The organism is Dokdonia sp. PRO95 (assembly GCF_000355805.1).
In the GTDB taxonomy this organism is placed as follows: domain Bacteria; phylum Bacteroidota; class Bacteroidia; order Flavobacteriales; family Flavobacteriaceae; genus Dokdonia.
This window is the reverse complement of the sequence record NZ_CM001837.1, coordinates 2,130,681-2,149,859: the sequence shown is the minus strand read 5'-3', so window position 1 is coordinate 2,149,859 and position 19,179 is coordinate 2,130,681. Positions and strand designations below refer to the sequence as shown.

17 protein-coding genes are annotated in these 19,179 nt (G+C 34.7%); all 17 read right to left on the bottom strand.

Annotated elements, in window-relative coordinates:
• Nucleotide 1: 1 nt before the first annotated feature.
• The 17 genes from D017_RS09710 to D017_RS09630 all read right to left on the bottom strand — a co-directional run bounded on the left by D017_RS09710 (nt 2) and on the right by D017_RS09630 (nt 19,179).
• Nucleotides 2-1,075: a glycosyltransferase gene (locus D017_RS09710; protein WP_035336249.1), complete on the bottom strand. Its 1,074-nt coding sequence runs from the start codon at nt 1,073-1,075 to the stop codon at nt 2-4.
• The gene (locus D017_RS09705; RefSeq protein ID WP_035336248.1) at nt 1,072-2,184 is read right to left on the bottom strand and encodes a glycosyltransferase; all 1,113 of its coding nucleotides are present in this window, start codon (nt 2,182-2,184) and stop codon (nt 1,072-1,074) included. Before D017_RS09705 ends, D017_RS09710 begins: the two co-directional genes overlap by 4 nt.
• A complete protein-coding gene (locus D017_RS09700) occupies nt 2,184-3,290 on the bottom strand; it encodes a glycosyltransferase (protein ID WP_035336247.1) in 1,107 nt (368 codons plus the stop codon). The genes D017_RS09705 and D017_RS09700 overlap by 1 nt, the downstream gene beginning before the upstream one ends.
• Nucleotides 3,291-3,296: 6 nt before the next feature.
• Nucleotides 3,297-4,289 (bottom strand): glycosyltransferase family A protein, encoded by a 993-nt coding sequence (locus D017_RS09695; protein ID WP_035336246.1) that lies wholly within the window; start codon nt 4,287-4,289, stop codon nt 3,297-3,299.
• Between the two features lies 1 nt (nt 4,290).
• Nucleotides 4,291-5,322: an exostosin family protein gene (locus D017_RS09690; protein WP_225969294.1), complete on the bottom strand. Its 1,032-nt coding sequence runs from the start codon at nt 5,320-5,322 to the stop codon at nt 4,291-4,293.
• A 10-nt stretch (nt 5,323-5,332) separates the two neighbouring features.
• Nucleotides 5,333-6,124 (bottom strand): glycosyltransferase family 2 protein, encoded by a 792-nt coding sequence (locus D017_RS09685; protein WP_035336242.1) that lies wholly within the window; start codon nt 6,122-6,124, stop codon nt 5,333-5,335.
• A gap of 86 nt (nt 6,125-6,210) precedes the next feature.
• Nucleotides 6,211-7,692, bottom strand: a complete 1,482-nt coding sequence (locus D017_RS09680; protein ID WP_035336241.1) for a glycosyltransferase family A protein — start codon at nt 7,690-7,692, stop codon at nt 6,211-6,213.
• A complete protein-coding gene (locus D017_RS09675) occupies nt 7,689-8,831 on the bottom strand; it encodes a glycosyltransferase family 4 protein (protein ID WP_035336240.1) in 1,143 nt (380 codons plus the stop codon). The genes D017_RS09680 and D017_RS09675 overlap by 4 nt, the downstream gene beginning before the upstream one ends.
• Nucleotides 8,832-10,238, bottom strand: a complete 1,407-nt coding sequence (locus tag D017_RS09670; RefSeq protein ID WP_035336239.1) for a UDP-glycosyltransferase — start codon at nt 10,236-10,238, stop codon at nt 8,832-8,834. It lies immediately after the preceding gene.
• Nucleotides 10,239-11,001: 763 nt separating this feature from the next.
• The gene (locus D017_RS09665; protein ID WP_035336238.1) at nt 11,002-11,877 is read right to left on the bottom strand and encodes an N-acetylneuraminate synthase family protein; all 876 of its coding nucleotides are present in this window, start codon (nt 11,875-11,877) and stop codon (nt 11,002-11,004) included.
• Nucleotides 11,870-13,033 carry an acylneuraminate cytidylyltransferase gene (locus D017_RS09660; protein ID WP_035336236.1) on the bottom strand — a complete coding sequence of 388 codons (1,164 nt, stop codon included), beginning with the start codon at nt 13,031-13,033 and terminating at the stop codon, nt 11,870-11,872. The genes D017_RS09665 and D017_RS09660 overlap by 8 nt, the downstream gene beginning before the upstream one ends.
• Before the next feature lie 109 nt (nt 13,034-13,142).
• On the bottom strand, nt 13,143-14,006 hold the full coding sequence (locus tag D017_RS14985) for a beta-1,6-N-acetylglucosaminyltransferase (RefSeq protein WP_051583864.1): 864 nt from the start codon (nt 14,004-14,006) through the stop codon (nt 13,143-13,145).
• Between the two features lie 64 nt (nt 14,007-14,070).
• Complete coding sequence (locus D017_RS09650; protein WP_035336235.1) at nt 14,071-14,991, bottom strand: hypothetical protein; 921 nt, start codon at nt 14,989-14,991, stop codon at nt 14,071-14,073.
• Nucleotides 14,992-15,035: 44 nt separating this feature from the next.
• The gene (locus tag D017_RS09645) at nt 15,036-15,947 is read right to left on the bottom strand and encodes a glycosyltransferase family 10 (protein WP_225969293.1); all 912 of its coding nucleotides are present in this window, start codon (nt 15,945-15,947) and stop codon (nt 15,036-15,038) included.
• 30 nt (nt 15,948-15,977) lie between these two features.
• Nucleotides 15,978-17,123 (bottom strand): hypothetical protein, encoded by a 1,146-nt coding sequence (locus D017_RS09640; protein WP_035336232.1) that lies wholly within the window; start codon nt 17,121-17,123, stop codon nt 15,978-15,980.
• Complete coding sequence (locus D017_RS09635) at nt 17,120-18,238, bottom strand: glycosyltransferase (protein ID WP_035336231.1); 1,119 nt, start codon at nt 18,236-18,238, stop codon at nt 17,120-17,122. The genes D017_RS09640 and D017_RS09635 overlap by 4 nt, the downstream gene beginning before the upstream one ends.
• On the bottom strand, nt 18,235-19,179 hold the full coding sequence (locus tag D017_RS09630) for a glycosyltransferase (protein ID WP_051583863.1): 945 nt from the start codon (nt 19,177-19,179) through the stop codon (nt 18,235-18,237). Before D017_RS09630 ends, D017_RS09635 begins: the two co-directional genes overlap by 4 nt.

Sequence of the window (19,179 nt, the reverse complement as noted above, 5' to 3'; positions counted from 1 at the left end):
TCTAAGATATCAATCCTTTATAGATAGGCAACATCTTGCCCGTAAAAGCCTTCTTACTATAGTTTTTCAGTATGCTTTCGCGAAAGCGTAGCCCCATCTGATCTCTTTCTTTTTTATCACAATGAAACAATTTTACTAGCTCCTTGCTCAGTTCTTCTCTTACATTATTAATAACTATACCGTCATTCCCTACCACCGCAGCACATTGTCCAACATTTGTAACAATTACAGGTAAACTACTATTTCCATATTCTAACAACGAAACAGGCAATCCCTCTGAAATAGAAGCAAGTACACCTATAGTGCTCTGTTCTAAAATATGCGCTATATCATTACAACTATCGTAGAGATATACCTTATCTGTAAGCTCATGCTCTCTAATAACGGTGATTATTTGGTCATAACAATCATCTTCAAAAGACTTCCCTACAAGATGTAATGTCCACTCTGGAAAACTGTCTTGTGTTTTTGAAAAAGCTTTAATGAGCTCTATATGATTTTTTTGTGGTCGTAAGTTTGCTAAGCAAATAACACGCTTCCCTTCTTCTCCTTTGAGCGTAGTAACGTTGAGTGCATCTCCAGAAAGTGATGCAAAGTTCTGTAAAAAATAAGTTTGCTTGATACCTAATACTTCCCTAGACCATGTCCTAAGCTTCTCATTAACCGCTATTGTCACATCAATATATCTAGCAAGCAATTTAAGCATTTTGCGTTCTCTATATTCAAGCGCATCACTCATCCCATAATGATCATGCCAGACAATCTTCAAGTTAGGATTATTAATTTTGGCCAGTACCGCTAGCATTAGTGATGTGGAGTGCGCGTGGATGATAGTAATCTGCTCTTTCTTGACCCATTTTAAAAATCGGCGAAAAGCGACTAGATCTAGCTTCCTTTTCTTTCCAAGCATTAAAAAACTTACTTGAGAAGATAATTCTCTTTCTAAGCTACCTCCTCGTCGGGTTGCACACAGATAAGAGGTTATTCCCTCTTCACTAATTGCATTAGCAATATTTACAGCCATCCGCTCTGCCCCACCAGCATCCAATGTATCTATAAGTTGGAGCACTTTCATTGCAATAGCTTTTTGATTTCTTGAGCAAAGGTATCCATTGTGTATTGTCTGGACCACTCTGCGGCCTCTTTACTCATTTGTACAAGAGCTTCTTTGTTAGTTAGCTGTTTTCTTAAATATTCAGCATCTATATGTTCTGGATCATGTATAAGTATCCCTCTCTTATCGTTTCCAATCATCCAAGGCACACATGATACACTCGAGACTATTGGCACTGCACCCCAAAACATTGCCTCTGCGACAACCTTAGGCCATCCTTCACTTTTAGATAATAATATGAGAAGATCTGCATTTTTATAAGCTTCTTTTACTACATGCCCAGGTTGGTTTCCTCGTATGACGATTTGATCTAAAATCCCATTTTCTTTTCGATACCACTTGATGTCTTCTACCACTGGTCCATCACCGTACATCTCAAGGGTAATATCTAATCCAGAGCTACGTAAAAATTTTATAAGCTGTACAGTTTCTAAAGGTCTTTTATTTGCTCCCATAGTGCCCACATACATGGCTTTCAGAGGTTGCTTAAAATTTCGATCTATGATGGGCTCCTTGTCATTGTTGTAATAACTTGCCGTAAAAAAGGGTTTAATATTTTTAGTTTGGCTCTTCCATTTGCCATAAACCAGCACTTGCATATTCTTAGTCAATACGGTATTAGAAAGTATCCACTTCTGCATATTATAAGCTAGGGGTTGCTTAGATTCAGGATCCCAATTCCCAGCATACTTAGCCGTTTTACGCTTTCGCGGAAGCGTAATTTGAATCAAACATGCAAGTAGAGCAAGATTACCTGGACATCTTAGATGAATATGATCTGCCTTGCGCATAGCATTCCATAGCACTATGGCTTGATATGGAATGGTAAGAAACGAGATTAATGCCGAAATAAGTGTGTGAAATTCTAACCTGCGCAGGGCTATCTGCTTAAAATCTTGAATTTCAAATGGCAACCCAAGTAAAGGGCCTCTTATTTTATTGGGACAAATGAAGGTAGTATGATCTACTTGTGACATCCATAGGTTCATTTCTTTCACATAAGGAGCATAGGCTACTTTTTGTCCATTTTGGGTAATGAGATGCGCGTCTGTAATTACAAGTAGCTTCACTAATTATTGTTTAGCTTGTTAATTAATATCTTAATATGAGAAGGCATACTCTTTAAGCTATATGTATTCTCAAAAGTTCGAATAGCGCCTTTAGAATATATTTTCCAGTGAGCTATCACTTTATCAAATGCTTCTAGCAAACTATTTTGATTAGAATGCTCAAAGAATTCGCCATTAATACCCGGTTCAAGAATATCTAAACTCCCGCTTGTTTTTGTGCATATGACAGGTGTGCCTTCTCGCAGTGCTTCAATAGTAACCATTCCAAAGGCCTCCTCATGGCTTGCTGATATATGTGCTACGCTATTTGTATAAACACTACCTATCTGGTCATTAGATTTATTTCCAGAGAATATAACGTTATTTTTAATTTCTAACCTTGCCACCTCTTTCTCAAGATATTTACTCTCATTACCATTACCCACGATATTCAGTGTGATTTCTGGATATTTAGCAAGTAACACTTTAAACTGTGATAAGAGCTCAAAATGTCCCTTTGATTTTGCTAACCGCCCTACTATAGATAACGTATTACTTCGTTCCTTTAGCGTTTGTAAAGATAGTTGTGTCTCAGGTATCAAAAAGGTATGTACAAATACTTTACTACCTTTTACATTAAAACGCTTTATAACATCATTTCTTGTTCCTTGGGAGTTTGCAATCAGATGAGTATTTAATCGATAAACGATTCGTTTTCTTATATCTAGCAAGTTGCTTTTGAAGCTTGCTTTTTTTCCACTGTCTATGCGTATCTGCCCACCTAGTGTATGTACAAAATTCCATCTATGTGGAACACCCTTGAAATAACTCGCTACTGAAACAATGTTAGTGGATCCGAAATTAGATAAACACATCAGTGGCTTAAACTCTCTTAGCAATTGTACAAAGAAGGTGAAATCCTTCCATTTTGTAGGTCTATGATTTGGCCATTTCCTAAAAAACAAGTTTACCTCATCTTTAGGAAGCGTACTTGGATTATTATCTATTACCACAACCACTCGATATCCTTCTTTAACAAAGGCCTTTGCTAGATGATGAAAATAACTCGTAATTGTACCAAAAGGCAAGGATGTCGCTATTATGATTGTTTCTTTATTGTCTTGCACAGCCCTTTATTTAGGTTTATTAATAAAAAGGCTTAGTAAGCCAACTGTGCGCCCTAAGTATTCGGTAAACGCTTCTTTTCTTTCTGAATTAGTAATTACGTTTATTAAACGTATTTTAGAAAGTAAAGTACTAATCATGTACCATTTAATAACATTCTTAAATCCAGGATTAGGATGCATCACCCTCCATACATACCAGCCATTACGTGTTACCATTTTACCATACTGAAATCGATTAGGTCTGCCTGAAGCTGCATGATAGTGCCCTAAATTTGCGCCTGTGTGGACATACAACTTCCCTAATTTTGAAATTCTAAATGTATAGTCGGCATCCTCATAAAGACCATATCCTTCAAAATACTCTGAAAATTTATTTGTTTGTAATACACTAAGCAGAAAACTTGAGACTCCACCCATTAACTGCTTTACTTCGTAAATTTTTCCGGAAGGAGGTAAAAATCCTGTAGATCGACCGTGACCAAATTTAGGCAAAACTCCAGGAACCGTATCCGCATCTAAGCCTAAACGCCTTCTAAGTTTAAAACGAGCACCTTCCGTTCTTCTATAACCATCATAATAAAAATGGTTTATATCGCTAGGGTTTTCATTATTAACTTGTTCCCAAATCACCTCATTATCTATATGCCCACCTACGCCCAAAGCTTCAGGATATTTTTTATAAACATCGAGAATTCGTTCAAAATAGGTATCTCTTAATATCGTATCATCATCTAGAAAGCACACAATATCCATAGATGGGTCTACACGATTTATTCCGTAATTCCGTTGTTTTGTGAGTCCTCTTGAGGCTTCAGGCACCTTGTGATATATGAGATTTTCTATTTCGCTTTCGCGAAAGCGAGCACCCGTCTCATCATCTGTACTTCCATCGATTATTAATATTTCGTCGGGATACATAGTCTGCTCTACCACTGATGCTAGCAAGGTAGCAAGTGGCTCAGGACGCATGTACGTACAAATGATTAGAGAAAATTTCAATTTAAAGTATTGATTTAAGATGATTATATAGGCTGCAAAAAAAACGATCTCGTACTAGAAAGTTTTGGTACAAATTACGATTAGATTCTTGTAACTTGATAAAAGAATCCTGATTGTATTTTTTATGAAAAGTGTCCAAAGCCTTTAAAAGGTTTTCGTCATCATGCACGATACACGCATGTTCATGCCAATTAATTACATGTTCCAGTGGCAATTGACAATCTGTGTCTATTAACACAGGAATACGACCAGACGCCAGAGATTCATAAAACCTTACAGAAAAATTACCTGCACCGCGTAAACAAAATGTGTAGGGCGACTTACTCATGTTCATGTAAAATTCATCTGTTGTGCGTGCCCTCTCTTGTTCCGTTTTTACGCCCGCTCTATATTTAGAACGGTAAATAAAATCTGTTTCTATAGACTCAGATTGCTCTAATTGTTTCAGATATTTAAATCGCTCTCTCGCCGCATTAAATAACACTTGCTTATCTGATTGATCTCTATTACAAAATCTATACAAATTAGCTTTTAATGTAGCTGTTGTGGCTCTTAGTACTTCTTTTAAACTCGCTGTGGCAAATCCAGTAAAAGAAATTTGAGGTCTCGCTGCATATGCTATAGCTTCATGGTTCATTCCTTTTCTTTGCAAAGGATCATCTATAAATGCGGGAATAATTATGGTATGCGTATCGTTAGATTTTTTAAAGCCAGCATTTCGCCATACAATGATAGTATCGTCATTAAAAGTTTTACCATAGTCTCCACCTGTATAAACCATTAATTTTTTATCATTTTTTTTGGCTAAATTATACAAGGCCTTGTAGTGTGATTGATACCCTTTATTTTGAATGCTATTGTAATTAATAGGAAATAGAAATACATCTGCTATTTCTGGATTTGTTACTAGCGAGTAGTGCGACGTTACATCCTGATGCGTTTTTTCAAAATAATGCAAGTCAAAAATGAGCGGATGTACCTCTCCTCTATTTTCAGGTATAACAAGTGAGCTGTCTGTGTATAATTTGATCATATGCAGAAAACTAGGTGTTCCTTTCATTTTTATAAGTTACTAACCCTCTCTTTTCCTTCTTATATAGTATCCATTCAAGATATAACCTGAAGGCTCTCAGTAATTTTACTAGTTTCTTGTTGTATTTTTTTGAAACATCTACCCTACCTTTCTCTAACATCATTACAGAATTACTTTCTAATATTCCTTTTGCATAAAAGACATTTGTAATAGCAATCTTTACTGAAGATCTAGATAAGCGGACTCCATATTCTGACTCTCCATATCCACCAGAAGTATTGTTTAAATAATAACCATAAGTATCATAAAAAGAACGTTTTACAATATAGGGATGATCACTATATCTATAATAATTCTGAAAAAAATTCGAAAATGAGAATCTGGGAATTAGAGAGACGTCATCATCAATTTTATATAGTTTATTAAAACGGAAATATGCCGTGAGTCTTACCATGTCGGCAGTTCCATTATCAATATTGCTTAGTAAGCTAGGCAATATATCTTTAAAGCCAGCTGTGATTAAAAAGTCTTCTTGACAATATATTACATAACTACCCTTACATGCCTTAAGACCTCGATTTATATTTGAAGCTAATCCTTCGTTTATGGATGTTTCTACCAATGTGTCTATAGGATACGCTCTTATCGTATTTAAAACTTCTTGACTACTTGCATCATCACTCACGACAATCTCGTAGTCATCTAGTTCAAGTAAACGCATGGCCTCAAGACATTTAAGCAAGTCTTTAGGCCTATTGTAATGCGTTATTAAAAAACTTATGATTTTAGGCCTATTTGCCATTTCTTAATTTTTACTTGTTTTGGCAGACACTCTGTTTTTAATTAGTTTCATGCAAAACACTTGCACTATTAAAAACAAGATTAAACTTATTTATTCAATTCTAATAATTTTGAAGCCCATAACTCGCTTTGCTCCCAAGCTTTTCTAAATCTCATAAAATGCTTAAAAGGATTCTTAGTTCTGAAGAAGCCAAAACTTTTAAAAAATTGGATTATTTTATAACCTTGAAGTTGTTTTTTAGTAAAATTCTTTTTTCTAAAATACATGATTTGCGGAGAAGGTTTAGGCTGGACATTCTCATTATGCCAAGGAAATACGTGAGGCTTTCTAAAACCTCCCACAGGAGCCTTGAGATGCAGTATTTGTATTTGGGGAGCATATATAATGTCTTCCCCTAGATTACGTATTTGCATTCCATAATCCATATCCTCTCCATAACCATGCTCCAAAGCCATATCAAAAGAACACTTACTAAAAATATCTCTATGCACTAATGAACAGCCAGAGCCAAAAGATTCCCATTGTTTGTAAGTTAATTGCAACTCCTTTTCTCCCTTTTGCAAACAAGCAAAAGTGATACATTTCGCTTTTGTAGTATTTATAAATTGTACTGCTCGAGCTATAAAATCACTCTCAATACTAACATCATCATCAAAAAACAATAACCACGGAGCTGTACTTAAAAGAACACCCCGATTTCTTGAACGGCAAGCCCCAGTTATCTGGGTAAACTCATGTATTATATTAAAATTCCAATCATTCTCTAAAATTTCAGACAATTGAGACTGAGCGCTTTCATCCCCGTCTTGCTCAATTATAATAACGTTAACTGGTGTTAATTTTTGGCTATTCAGATCTTTTAAAACGTCATGCAAATAACTCGGTCTACCGATCGTCGGAATCACAACATCATAAGCTATCAATTCATACTCAGAACTTGAGTGACTTTTTTGAAGTGAGGCTATATCTAATTGTGGATGCCTTTGTTTATAAAATTGCGCTTTCGCGAAAGCGTACAGAGGAAATCGCTTTTCATAGAAAATATGATTAATTAATAATAAAAAAGTCCATCTTTTTTTATAATGCTCTGCGACAAAACGATATACATCTGTAATATGCAATTTCTCTAAAATAGGTGCAACGGGAGCTTGATAACTTAAAACTCCTGGTCCTCTAGTAAGTTTACTTACTGAATTTATCCAATATAGCAAACCACAATCTTGTGTTACTTGACCTTGAACTTGATTGATCAATGAAGAATGTATATAAACAAGTCTAGTCCCTTTTGCCCACGTTGGATAATAAACAGTAGTGTTTATACTTAGAAAAGGCCTGTCCTCGACATATTGTAAATCTTCATTAAATGTATTAGAATTAGAAACAAGCAATGCCTCAGAATAATATGTATTTATAACTTCCTCAAACTCGGCTGTATCACACCCCTTTCTATGAATTATGATTCCATCCTCAGGATGCATATTTGCTATGCTGTACAATCCTGTTACCACCTCCTCTCCACAACAAAGGCTGCTAGTGATTTTAGCGTTATCGTATTCAACAAAAATCATGAAGCAATTACGTTTTTATAGTACGCAATATTCTTGTGTACTAATTTACTTATATCGAATTTTTGAGCGACAGACTGTCTCGCGTTTAGGCTAATCTTTTGTGTTAAATGAGCATCTTGAAATAACGTTTGTATCGTATTTACAAAAGCCTCTACATCATCTGGATGATGCATAAATCCATCTTTGCCGTGCTCAATAAGATCTTGTGCCCATCCTATATCTGTATTTACAACTGCCTTTTGTAGCGCCATGGATTCTATGGTAACCATGCCCAGTGTTTCTGCTAAAGATGGAAACACACAAACATGTGCTTTTTCTATTTCATTTTTAACTTGACTATAAGGTATTTTACCTAGGTATGTAATTGCTTTTTTGGAAGCTGGAGACATTAATTCTTGCATAAGTTCCCATGTAGAATCTTTACCCGTCTTCACATCATTACTATCCGCCCCTATAAAATAGAGCGTTGCATCAGGATGATTAACTATAATTTTATTAAACATCTCTACCAATTGAAATACTCCTTTTTTTCTAATAAGAGTACCTATATTTAAAAGTCGCTTAGAAGAAAAATCATCAGGATTGTCATTATTAAATTGAGCTAATTCAAGACCATAGTGTATTACTTTCAGTTTTGATAATGGCAAATTAAAAAGCCTCATGCTCTCTTCTCCTGCGAAAGTGGTTGGTGCTATAAAACCAATTGCTTTTTTGACTGCTTGTTTTTCAAAATAAGCATTTTTCTTCTTCTGTAAGCGTCCCTCAATATGACAGAAATAGGTGTCACTTCCGTGAAAACGTATCACTAACGGTTTCTTAAGCTTCATAAACGCCGTGATTCCTGTCCAATCAGGAGCTTCTATGATGTCTATATTATCTGAGTACTTGTTTAGATAGCGACTTATATGTTTTCGGTATAGAAAAAAGCCTCCATAGCCATATCTCTTTTGTTTAATGATATGAAATGTCACTCCACCTTCGCTAAAAACTTCATCTATTTTTTGACCATAAACAAAGAGGCTTACTTGATGTCCTTCAGCAACGATAGCCGTTACAAGATTTTTTATGCTTGTTCCCATTCCACCAGAATTACCTAGCTTAAGGTGAGGGTACTCGGGTGTTAAATAGGCTATATGCATTTACTCTAAGATTTGATGTATACCTTCCCAAATACGTTCACTTGCCTTCTCTGGCTGTTCTGGTTTATTTACAATCCCAAACCAATTTTTTGTAACAGGCACAGGATTAAGACTACCATTAAGTAAGCCTTTAATTCCATCGTAAATTTCTTCTTTATTCATTGCCCAAGTAACGCTTGTATTATAATCTGGCATAGATCGGAAATGTACGTATTTATAGTTCTGTCCTATATCACGTATTCCTTTTTTAAGTTGTGGCTGCTCATAATTGGGGTAAATAGTAGGCTTATCGTGCGCCACAAAGTCAAACACCATACTTGAGCATATATTTACCACAAGCTCACAGTGATGACAAGTATTTACTAATAAAGCAAAATCTTCTTTAGTAGGCATTACCTGATTCCATTGACTCCCCATAGGTTTCCACAAAGGATCTATAGGTGTTATGACATCACTATAGTTAGCCAAAACCTCATCATATCTACCAGAAAAGTCAATAGGCACTTTTCTATATACAATAGCTACATCTTCGCCTTCTTCTCTCAACTTGCGCACAGCAATTGCCGTGTCTTCTAGATAATATTGATCCAGTGGTGACGTGGTTTGATCATCCCCAGAAAAACAAATATATCGTGTCTCTTCACTAAGGTTATGCTCTAGACAAAATTGCTTTCGCGAAAGCAAAATACTACTATCGTAATGTGGTTCAAATTGTGGTGTACCTGTTACAAATATCTGCTCTTCTCTCGTTTTTGGGTAATACTGTAAGAGCTGCTCCTTCATCAACTCAGACCATACAAAATAGTAATCTGTCTCTATAGTGGTCATTCCCTTAGGTAGGTTGTCCCAACTGTATATCCAGCAAGCAGTTTTGATTCCTAAATCTTTTGCAGCCAGTATAGGTGCAATGGCCTGTGTAGCGCGCTGTGTGGTGCAAAAAACAATATCTGGACGGTGTTCTTCTAGTTGTGCTTTAAGCTCCTGGTAGCGAACAGTAGATCGTTCGGCAGCTTGCATTTGGTTCATTATTCGTTGCCATCCCTTTGGTGTGGCACTAAACGTTTCGTGATACTTTACAAAAGCACTTTTTAAGGCTTTCTTAATACTATTCCACTGCAATGGAAAACGATAGGTAGGATAGACATTATCTTTTTCACGCTTTCGCGAAAGCGCAAGTTCTACCCTTTTTCTTGCGTGACTAAGTGTAGGTGTTTTAGGGTGAATCCTTGTGTTCTCAATCTTCACTTCTTTATAACCTAATTCTTTTTCTAACGAAAATATGGTGTTATTCCAGTAAGTGATGTCAAAGCCTTGGGCCTCTCCTACTTCTTTGAACTTAGTAAAAGCAAAGTTGCGTAGGCCTACGCCATCTGGGAAAAGAATGAAAACTTTATTTTTTTTAATCATATTTCATATACAGCTACTTACTGTAATAAGGTTTTTTTTGGTTTTATTCTTTTGTCATTTCAACCAAAGGAGAAATCTCATTATCAAGCTCACGTAAAAAGCTCAAAATATATTGTTTACTCTTCTCTGTTTACTCTGATGAGATTTCTCGTCGCTGCGCTCTGTCGAAATGACGAGATCTGCTATACTCACCCAATGAGATTTCATTTTGCTCTAGTCTTTTGTCATTTCGACGAAAGGAGAAATCACATTATCTAGCTCTCGCAAAAAGCTCAAATACTTTTTTACTCTTATCTGCTTACTCTGATGAGATTTCTAGTTTTAATAGTAATCAAAATCAACTATTAGTTCTTTTCAATCTCCATTGTTACTTTTTTTCATTGCCAAAAAAAATAACCAAAAAAGTCTAGGCTCAATTAAGCTTTGCTAAAAATATCCCTCGTTGCGGCGCAAAATAAAGGAGCAATTGTCTTACGTAACATATTGAGTATTTGTAAAATATTAATTTTCATGGTACTCATGCTAGCCCTATTTTACTTAACCCTCCACTCACGTCATTTTTCACACAAAACTTACTTAGGCCATTTGTAAACTGTCATTTCGACCTAAGGAGAAATCGCATTATCTAGCTCAAGTAAAAAGCTCAGATACAATGCTCACTCTTCTCTGCTTACTCTGATGAGATTTCTCGTCGCTATGCTCTGTCGAAATGACGACTCCTAATTTTTGTTAGTTTGCCTTAAACAAAGACTCTTAATTTACCTTAAACCTTTCTATATTTCAACTTATCTCTTTGTACTTGCTCGATAGGCAAAATGTCTGTCGCTTTATAGTCCAATGCTTGATATACCGCCTTTAAATCTCTAGAAAGCTTTCTCATTCCTGCTGGCTCTAGTGATGCACTGTGATCTGTACCTTTCCAAGTACGATCTAGTGTATAGTGGCGTTCTACAATGTTTGCCCCAAGTGTATAAGCAGCAACGTCTACTGCAATACCTAGGTGGTGACCAGAAAAGCCGATGTGCTTTACACGATCGCCATACTTCTCTATGAGCGTTTTAATATCCAGCAAACAAACATCTGGAAATGGTACTGGATATCCAGATGTACAGTTATAAAGTACTAAGTCTTTACCTCTGTTATGTTTTTCAAAAAACTGTACTAGTTCCTCTATCTCATCTCTAGTAGTCATCCCAGTGGAGCAGTGAATCTCCCCTTTGTAATTCTCACATAACCACCCTAGCATTTCGTAATGATTATTACAAGCACTTGGTATTTTTATAAACTCTGGGTGAAGCCCTGCTATTTCCTTTGCACTCGTTGTATCCCAAACCGAAGTTGCATAGGTAATGCCTAACTCTTCACAAAAAGCCTTAAGCTCTGCGTGCTGATTTACATCAAATTCTAAGAATTCTCTATGGGCCCCATACGTATCACCGTAAGAGTTTACAGGGTTCGGATGTGGTGCTTCGTATTGCTCTTTAGTGAGAAGTTCAATATTATGTCGCTTCTGGAATTTTACAGCATCTACGTTACAGAAGATAGCCGCTACTTTAATCATCTCCTTTGCGATTTCCATATCGCCTTTATGGTTTCCGCCTATTTCAGCAATAGTATAAGGCGCTTTGTAATTACTCATATCGGTTATTGTATTTTATAATAAAGTCACAGGCTTCGCGTATTGCTCCTTCTGCGCTATTGTTTTGTAGTATAATATCTGCGTGATTCTTGATAGGCATTGTGGCATTTGCAGGGGTAAGTGACCAACCTGCAGCACAAATATTTGCCATATCATTCACATCATCACCTATATAAGCAATGTTTGAAAAGGAAAGACCTCTATCTGACACAATTCTAGAAAGCAAGCTGTACTTGTCTTTCACTCCTAGATACACATCGTTTATTTTTAATTTCTTCATGCGGCTGGCAACTATTTGAGAATCCTCAGATGTCATCACCATTACCTCAACATTATATTGTCTCAAAATCTCAAGTCCCATTCCATCGCGCATATCAAACTTTTTCATCAGTTCGCCCTCTGCACCATAATAGATACAGCCATCTGTAAACACGCCATCTACATCAAGTATAAGATGTGTAATTCGGTTACTTTGCTTCTTAGTTTTTAAACGAGCGGCTAGCAATTGCTCCACGATCTTCCAGTCGGTCAGCGTGTCTATTTCTGTAAGACTATCCTCTGGCATGTGTACCGTCGCTATTTTACCACTTATTCTGTTTCCGCTTTCGCGAATAGCGTCACGCGTTGTCACATAGCAAGCTCCATTCTCAATAAGTAACCCATGAAAATCTTGCCTACGCGGTCGGTTGAATACATCATAATTTTGAGGTGTTCCATCTGCATTCCAAGTAAATCTATGTGTATTTACCACCGTAAGAGCCGAATCATTATTCGTATCTGACGCTACTGCATCTAGGCACGCATTTATATCTTGAGAAGTTGTAAAAGGTGATGTTGCTTGGAGTAAACACAGTATATCAAAATCTTCTTTTAAACCAGCTACAAACTCCTGCATCCCCATTTCTGTAGAAGCAGTATCTGTAGCACTCTCGTCGCTACGTTTTACGGCTTTAACTTTATCTGTCCAGTGATATTCTTTTTCTACAAAAGCGATGATATCCTCATCATCCGTATAAATATAGATAGTATCAAGACGTGAAGCTATAGCTTCACCTAAGACCCAGCAGAATAGTGGGCGACCGAGAAGTTTCTTTTTGTTTTTACCTGGAATGCCTTTTGAGCCTTTACGCAGGGGTATAAAACCGATGCTTTTCATTGTGGTTGGGTTGTAGTCAAAGCTTTAACACCGCCTTAACTATTTATCCGATAAAAGTATGCATTTTTAGGTTAAAACACTTGTAGTAAACTCTACTTCTCAATTGGTTTTATTCCTGTCTATACTTACTAAGTATCTCCAAGAGTGTATTTCTATCTTGACTCAATTTACGAGCGAATAGTTTTTTACTATTTATGATACTCTCAAAGTCTGTTTCATCTAGAAAAGCTGGGTTTCCACCTCTACCCGTATTCCAATCCATGTACCGCAGGTCATCATGGTTAATAGATTCCTTAAAACTTGAGTTCATAAGCACTGTTTGGAAATACATCTCTTCTGCACAAAATGTAAAATTAAATCGCTTTAAAAATTTAGGATTTTCTTGAGTGTGAGTTATCACATATTGGACAGCTTCTCTAGTGAGAGACCAATATGTATTACCTCCATACAATTGACCCATAGATTTTTTTATAGATCTCTTAAACTTGAGGCGCAATTGTAATCGTTGAGTCAGATATATCCACTTATTACTTTTTTTTGCGTTGAAAAGATCATAAAAATTAAATAACTCTATCCGATCCATTCCTCCATGTGCCCATGCCTTATTAGGCATTGTAAAGGCCGAAAGATGGTTTTGACCATTTTCAAGATATTTTCTAAAATCTTTATTTGATTGTATGGGAAAATCTTGCCCTGTTATCAAATGGAAAAAACCGTTTTCAGCAGATGTAAGCGCTACCTCGCATAATTTTAAATACGCCTTTAAGTGATTAAGCCCACCCCAATTGACTTTATAATCTTGAGAGACATACCTTACATTAGACATTTGTAAAAACTCTTTTTTTAATGCCTCATCAAGATTACTTTTTTTATCAATATGAACATAGATATTAAACTCATCATCAAATTCTTGCGCGAGCCTCTTTAGCTGAGGGAAATCCTTGTAAGCAGTGATTAAAATGGCCTGTTTCATGAAAGATAATTTTATTCTTCTGGATCAGTAAAATTAATAATATACCATCGTGGCGATAAATAAATCAAAGAGACCAATCTGAATCTAAGGAATAGGAGTTTAACGTATTTCTTTTTAAATGAACTAAACGACCAATATTACTGGAGAATGTACCAACGAAGCATTTCGTTAAGCTCAAAATTTCTATTTCTATAAGCAAACGCAATACTTGGCTCTCAATGTTTGACATTGTCTGATTATTAAATGACTTTTGATGATGTCCATTATCACTTGGCTCACAATAAGAAATGTATTCAATATAAGAATTGTAGTTTTCGAGTTCCTCTAGCACCTGAAAGTTATCTGATGCTACAAATAAATCATGCATATCAAAACCTTTTTCGTTCCCTTTTTCTAAATAACATTTAACAATAAAAAGCCCTGCTTCACGTATTAATTTATCTCCTCGTCTAACGTGTATACCGGAAAATCTGTTCCAATTTCTCTTATTAACCTCTTTATGAATAATTTTTTTGGTTTTTGTATTATACTGTAGAAGGTACTTCTCCAAAATGTAAAGAAGATCAAATGAAGATCCATTAAATGCTAACTCAGGTATCTTTATCTTCTGTGATTGTAACTTAGGATTACGTATTTCCTTCCATACTGATGAATCTAATAACTGATAGCTGGGATACAAGTAATAATGAATTTTCTTGTATATCCTTCTTTTTTTTCCACCATCACCAAAAATGTAATTTGGGATCTCTACAATCCCCTTAAATCTTTCACAAAAAGGTTCGAAATAATCTTCAAATCTTCCCGAATTCCAATTAGAATCATAAAGCACCAATTGTTTTTTATTAACCAAACAATAAACGGCTGTTAGCAGTAGATTATTTAACTCAGATCCAAGACCACGATCAGTAAGCGGATAGATTAATTTTTCATTGAAACTAGAATTCAACGCTATATAAGCACTCTTAAAACAAAAATCTTTATTCATAGTTATAGTCAATCTCTTACTTTAAGCTATTCGCTTTGGATATATTATTCCTTTAACCTTTTAATGATTCTATTTAAAACTAACTCCCTTTGAGAATTATAAAATGAATCGCTCTTTTGCTTGTAAGTATTATAAACTTCTACACATTTGTTAAACCTTGTAATAAATTGCTCATGTGTAATACTGTTTATAAAATCAAACAATTCTTTAGGATTAGAAAAGTGATTATAATCAATAAATGATTCTTCGGGAAACAACTCATAAATATTATTACCACTGTGGTATATAGGTAAGCAATAATTAGATATACTATCCCAAATTTTTTCAGATATATAATTACTAGCTATAGTATTTTCAAAACAGAGGTTGTAATTATACGTATCCATCAATTTCCGCTTTCTTAGTCCCCAATTGCCTTCCCTACTATCTTCTTTAGATCTATTGTCAGGCCATCCTTTTCCGTATATATCTAAAGACCCAATATCATTTCCGTACAAAGCAATTTGAGTTCTTTTTTTTATTAAATCAACGTCATGGCCATTTATAACTATAGATTCTGTGTTTAGCCCTTTATAATAAGACATTAGAGCAATAACTGAAGTATTAGTTACTTTGTACGTTTTAGGTAAATATTCAATTGAGCTACTAAAATATGTTTTAAATGATGGCTCTGCATTTATAAAAACCTCACTGTTATACACATTCATAATCTGTAATGATGCCAAACCGAAAGCTTCTTTAGAAAGTAATTTTTCAGAAACATCTAATCTTGGTTCATTAGTCCATAATAAATATTTTTTGCTGCGTCTATATTGCCAAAAATATTTTATTAAATGTTTCCTTTGCTGTGCCACTAATACATCAGCATCTTGAATGCTATCTGTTACATAAATATTATTTAGATTCAGATAATTGAGATCAAACTTATTAAAATCTCCAAAAGGAGTATATTTCATATTACCAATGCAGTAAACTTTAGTCATGTGTTAAAACATTTTTTTAAGAGTGCTTTTAAGGCTTTTTTTAAACTTTGAATATCTGGAAAACAACTTATGCTTATAGGTTATAAGTTTATTCTCATATAGCATACACAGAATTTCTTTATCATGTAGAGGTAAATCACCTGATAATAGATAATCAATATACCTCATTTTTGATGATTCATATTTTTCTACATCAATTATCTTTGAAAAGTTGTCAAGCTTTGTAAAGTTCTCTAGCGCCATAAATGTCCTCATACACTTATGACACGACGAACAATTTTGAAATCCATTTTTTTTTGCACTCAATGAATTTGTACATACATCAAGATATTCTTGTGAAATTTTAAGATTAGATATATTTCGAATTCTCTCCAATCTTGTATATTTTTTTAAAGTTGAGGCAGTTTTAAAATATGAAGAATACAACTCTGGTAATATATGGTGATCATAATTACTAGTATCTCCAGGTATTAATGTGCTCTCAGAAAATTTGTAAGCAGAGGCATACCTATATTCGTTAATCAACCCTAATGTGGCAAATGCACAAGAAATATTGAGAAAACTATGCGCACTCTCAAAACGTCCTTCTATAAAACTATGCGCATTTGTTCTTATGATTATAAGTTTTGAGCCAATATTTTGCGCTGCTTTCTTAGCATTCTCAAGTCGAAAATTAAAAATTTCATCAGTACTCTTAGAACTGTATAAACCATGACTTCCCGCGTCAAAAAATGTCACAAATGAAATTGGTTTATTTTCATCCCTAAATTCTTTTATGCTCGCAAGACTATCTACCCCACAAGAGAGACCTGTGGCAACATTCTTATTACTTAAAATATCAATCACATTGGTATTTGTGCTCTCAACCCGAAGTGTATTTTTAAAATTATTTATTTCACATAATTTTGGAAGTATATACTCATTTACTTGTCTAAGCAATATAGAATCAACGTTTCCTTTAACAAATAAATTTTCATTTTTTTCTAACATCAGTGGTAAAACTGCAATCACAAATGCGTCGTACATCAAATCGCTACTATCTTGCGTTTTGATTTGTGAACATTCAAAATAAAGGCGCTTGCCATCAAGTAAACATTCGAGAATATCATATTGATATTGTTTGTGTAATCTTATATTCTCAATAATCATACAAGTAATGTATTATACATATCAATCACTTTTTGTTGGATATTACTACGCTCATAATAATCTCTCAACTCCGCATTATTATCATAGAAGTCACCTATACTCTTATTATCGTTAAGGGCTTCATCAATCACATTTTTAATATGAGACACGTTTAATGGATGTTCGATTAAAAATCCGTTAACACCATGTGTTATAAGTTCCTCTGTAACATTCCCTGGGTTAGACTGTATTGGGATGCATCCGCAGAAAATTGATTCAAAAAGTGTGTTAGGCATACCGTCGCTTAAACTATTGCCTATATAAAATCTTGAATTATCTAGTAATTTAAAAAGTTTATCGCGTGATATATTTTCATAGTACCTTAAACTAGTGCCAGTATCCTTTTGCAATTTTAGATACTCTAAAACCTCAATGGAAGCTCCAAAAATTATAATTTCCAAAGGTTGGCTTTTTGATAAGTCAATCAACGCTTCTAGAACTGGTATTGCTTTACCTATATCATTATGGTATCCCTTTACTATAAAGCTATTTTTGTTTCGTTCTTGATTAAACAACCTCTTATTGAACCCTCCTCCTCCAGGATAAACACCTAAAAATCTTCCTTTAAAACCATTTTCCTTAGCAATTATAAAATCTCTATGACAATCTGTAATAAGATAATCGACCCTTTTCAGAACTAAAGGAACTTCATCTAAGTAGTTAGGCTTATTATCCTTATTATATAAATCACTCCCCCAGCTAGAATAAATCCATGGTATTTTATTGAATTGATTCATTGTTAAAAGAATAGGCAAACAAGAAGTATATAGAGCAAAGCTATGAACAACATCTGGCTTTATGTCTTGTAACGCTTTCGCGAAAGCATCCTCTATAGGGTGATCAAACCTTCGAACTAGAGTCTTATATAATTGAGGAATTTTATTTTTAATAAACGTACGACCTCTTTTCTTCAAAAAGCCTTTCTTCCATCCTGTAATTTGAGTCATCCAGCTCATAGATGGTGCATATCCTTGATCTTTTACATCAAACCAATATACCTCATGGCCGCTATCTCGCAACTGATCTGACCAGCGGCGGAAGTGAATAGAGTTCATGGATACGAATAAAATTTTCATTTTACGAATGATTTTTTTATCGAATAGAGATATTTTTTTATTAGCGCAAAAGAAAAAGATGAACTCAATATTTGAAGCATCAGCAATAGTCCATCTACGTATTTTTTTTCTCTGTTGTATGCCATAACCAACTTTAATCGCTGATAGTCAATACTGCTTTTAAATACTTTTTTATTAGAATTTAAAATATCCATTTTCCTTAGCTCAGCAATAATGTGCATATTTTGTTGGGCAACTAAAATAGGATTTTTCCGCATAGTCGCAGATACACCCACAGAACTTCTATAAACAGCTGTTATTTCATTTAAGTTATAAGCCGAAGTATTGGTGAGTGACATAACAAGCAAATAAGAAGGCCAATCTCCATAAGGAAACTTTTTAAAAAAACAAGGCAATTCTATAAGTCTATAGACATTAAGAAAGACGACTGTGGGCGCTGTTATAATATTATCACAAGATAATATTTCTAAAGAAATAGGATTAAGCATTTTAGTCTTGCCCGCATTTAAAATATTATTTGCAGAGAGCTGCTTACAGCGTGTTCCTACCACACTGTAATTTGTATTTTTTTCTAAAAAATCAACTTGAAGTTGGAGTTTGTTATTATCAATCCAATAATCATCACCATCACATATTGCGACGTACTTACCTTTTAACTCCTTAGCAGTTTCAACAAAATTTGCCATTAAACCCAAATTACCTTTACGTCTTATATATTTTATATTACTGTAAGCCAAAGCAAGATTTTCACATATTTCACTAGTACCATCTGTACTAGCATCGTCACTAATAACAATGTCAAAAGGGAAATTAGTCTTTTGTGTAAGAATACTTTTAATAGTTTGAAGTATATAATCTTCTTGGTTGTAACAAAGTACAAAAACGCTTAACGTAGGTTTTTCCTCTCTAATAGCAGCTATAGAAACTTGTTTTTTGTTCAT

Coding starts and splice junctions, on each gene's coding strand:
- D017_RS09710 (WP_035336249.1), bottom strand. CDS start 1,075: ATGAAAGTGCTCCAACTTATAGATACATTGGATGCTGGTGGGGCAGAG.
- D017_RS09690 (WP_225969294.1), bottom strand. CDS start 5,322: ATGATCAAATTATACACAGACAGCTCACTTGTTATACCTGAAAATAGA.
- D017_RS09685 (WP_035336242.1), bottom strand. CDS start 6,124: ATGGCAAATAGGCCTAAAATCATAAGTTTTTTAATAACGCATTACAAT.
- D017_RS09680 (WP_035336241.1), bottom strand. CDS start 7,692: ATGATTTTTGTTGAATACGATAACGCTAAAATCACTAGCAGCCTTTGT.
- D017_RS09675 (WP_035336240.1), bottom strand. CDS start 8,831: ATGCATATAGCCTATTTAACACCCGAGTACCCTCACCTTAAGCTAGGT.
- D017_RS09670 (WP_035336239.1), bottom strand. CDS start 10,238: ATGATTAAAAAAAATAAAGTTTTCATTCTTTTCCCAGATGGCGTAGGC.
- D017_RS09665 (WP_035336238.1), bottom strand. CDS start 11,877: ATGAGTAATTACAAAGCGCCTTATACTATTGCTGAAATAGGCGGAAAC.
- D017_RS09660 (WP_035336236.1), bottom strand. CDS start 13,033: ATGAAAAGCATCGGTTTTATACCCCTGCGTAAAGGCTCAAAAGGCATT.
- D017_RS14985 (WP_051583864.1), bottom strand. CDS start 14,006: ATGAAACAGGCCATTTTAATCACTGCTTACAAGGATTTCCCTCAGCTA.
- D017_RS09650 (WP_035336235.1), bottom strand. CDS start 14,991: ATGAATAAAGATTTTTGTTTTAAGAGTGCTTATATAGCGTTGAATTCT.
- D017_RS09645 (WP_225969293.1), bottom strand. CDS start 15,947: ATGAAATATACTCCTTTTGGAGATTTTAATAAGTTTGATCTCAATTAT.
- D017_RS09640 (WP_035336232.1), bottom strand. CDS start 17,123: ATGATTATTGAGAATATAAGATTACACAAACAATATCAATATGATATT.
- D017_RS09635 (WP_035336231.1), bottom strand. CDS start 18,238: ATGAAAATTTTATTCGTATCCATGAACTCTATTCACTTCCGCCGCTGG.
- D017_RS09630 (WP_051583863.1), bottom strand. CDS start 19,179: ATGAACAAAAAACAAGTTTCTATAGCTGCTATTAGAGAGGAAAAACCT.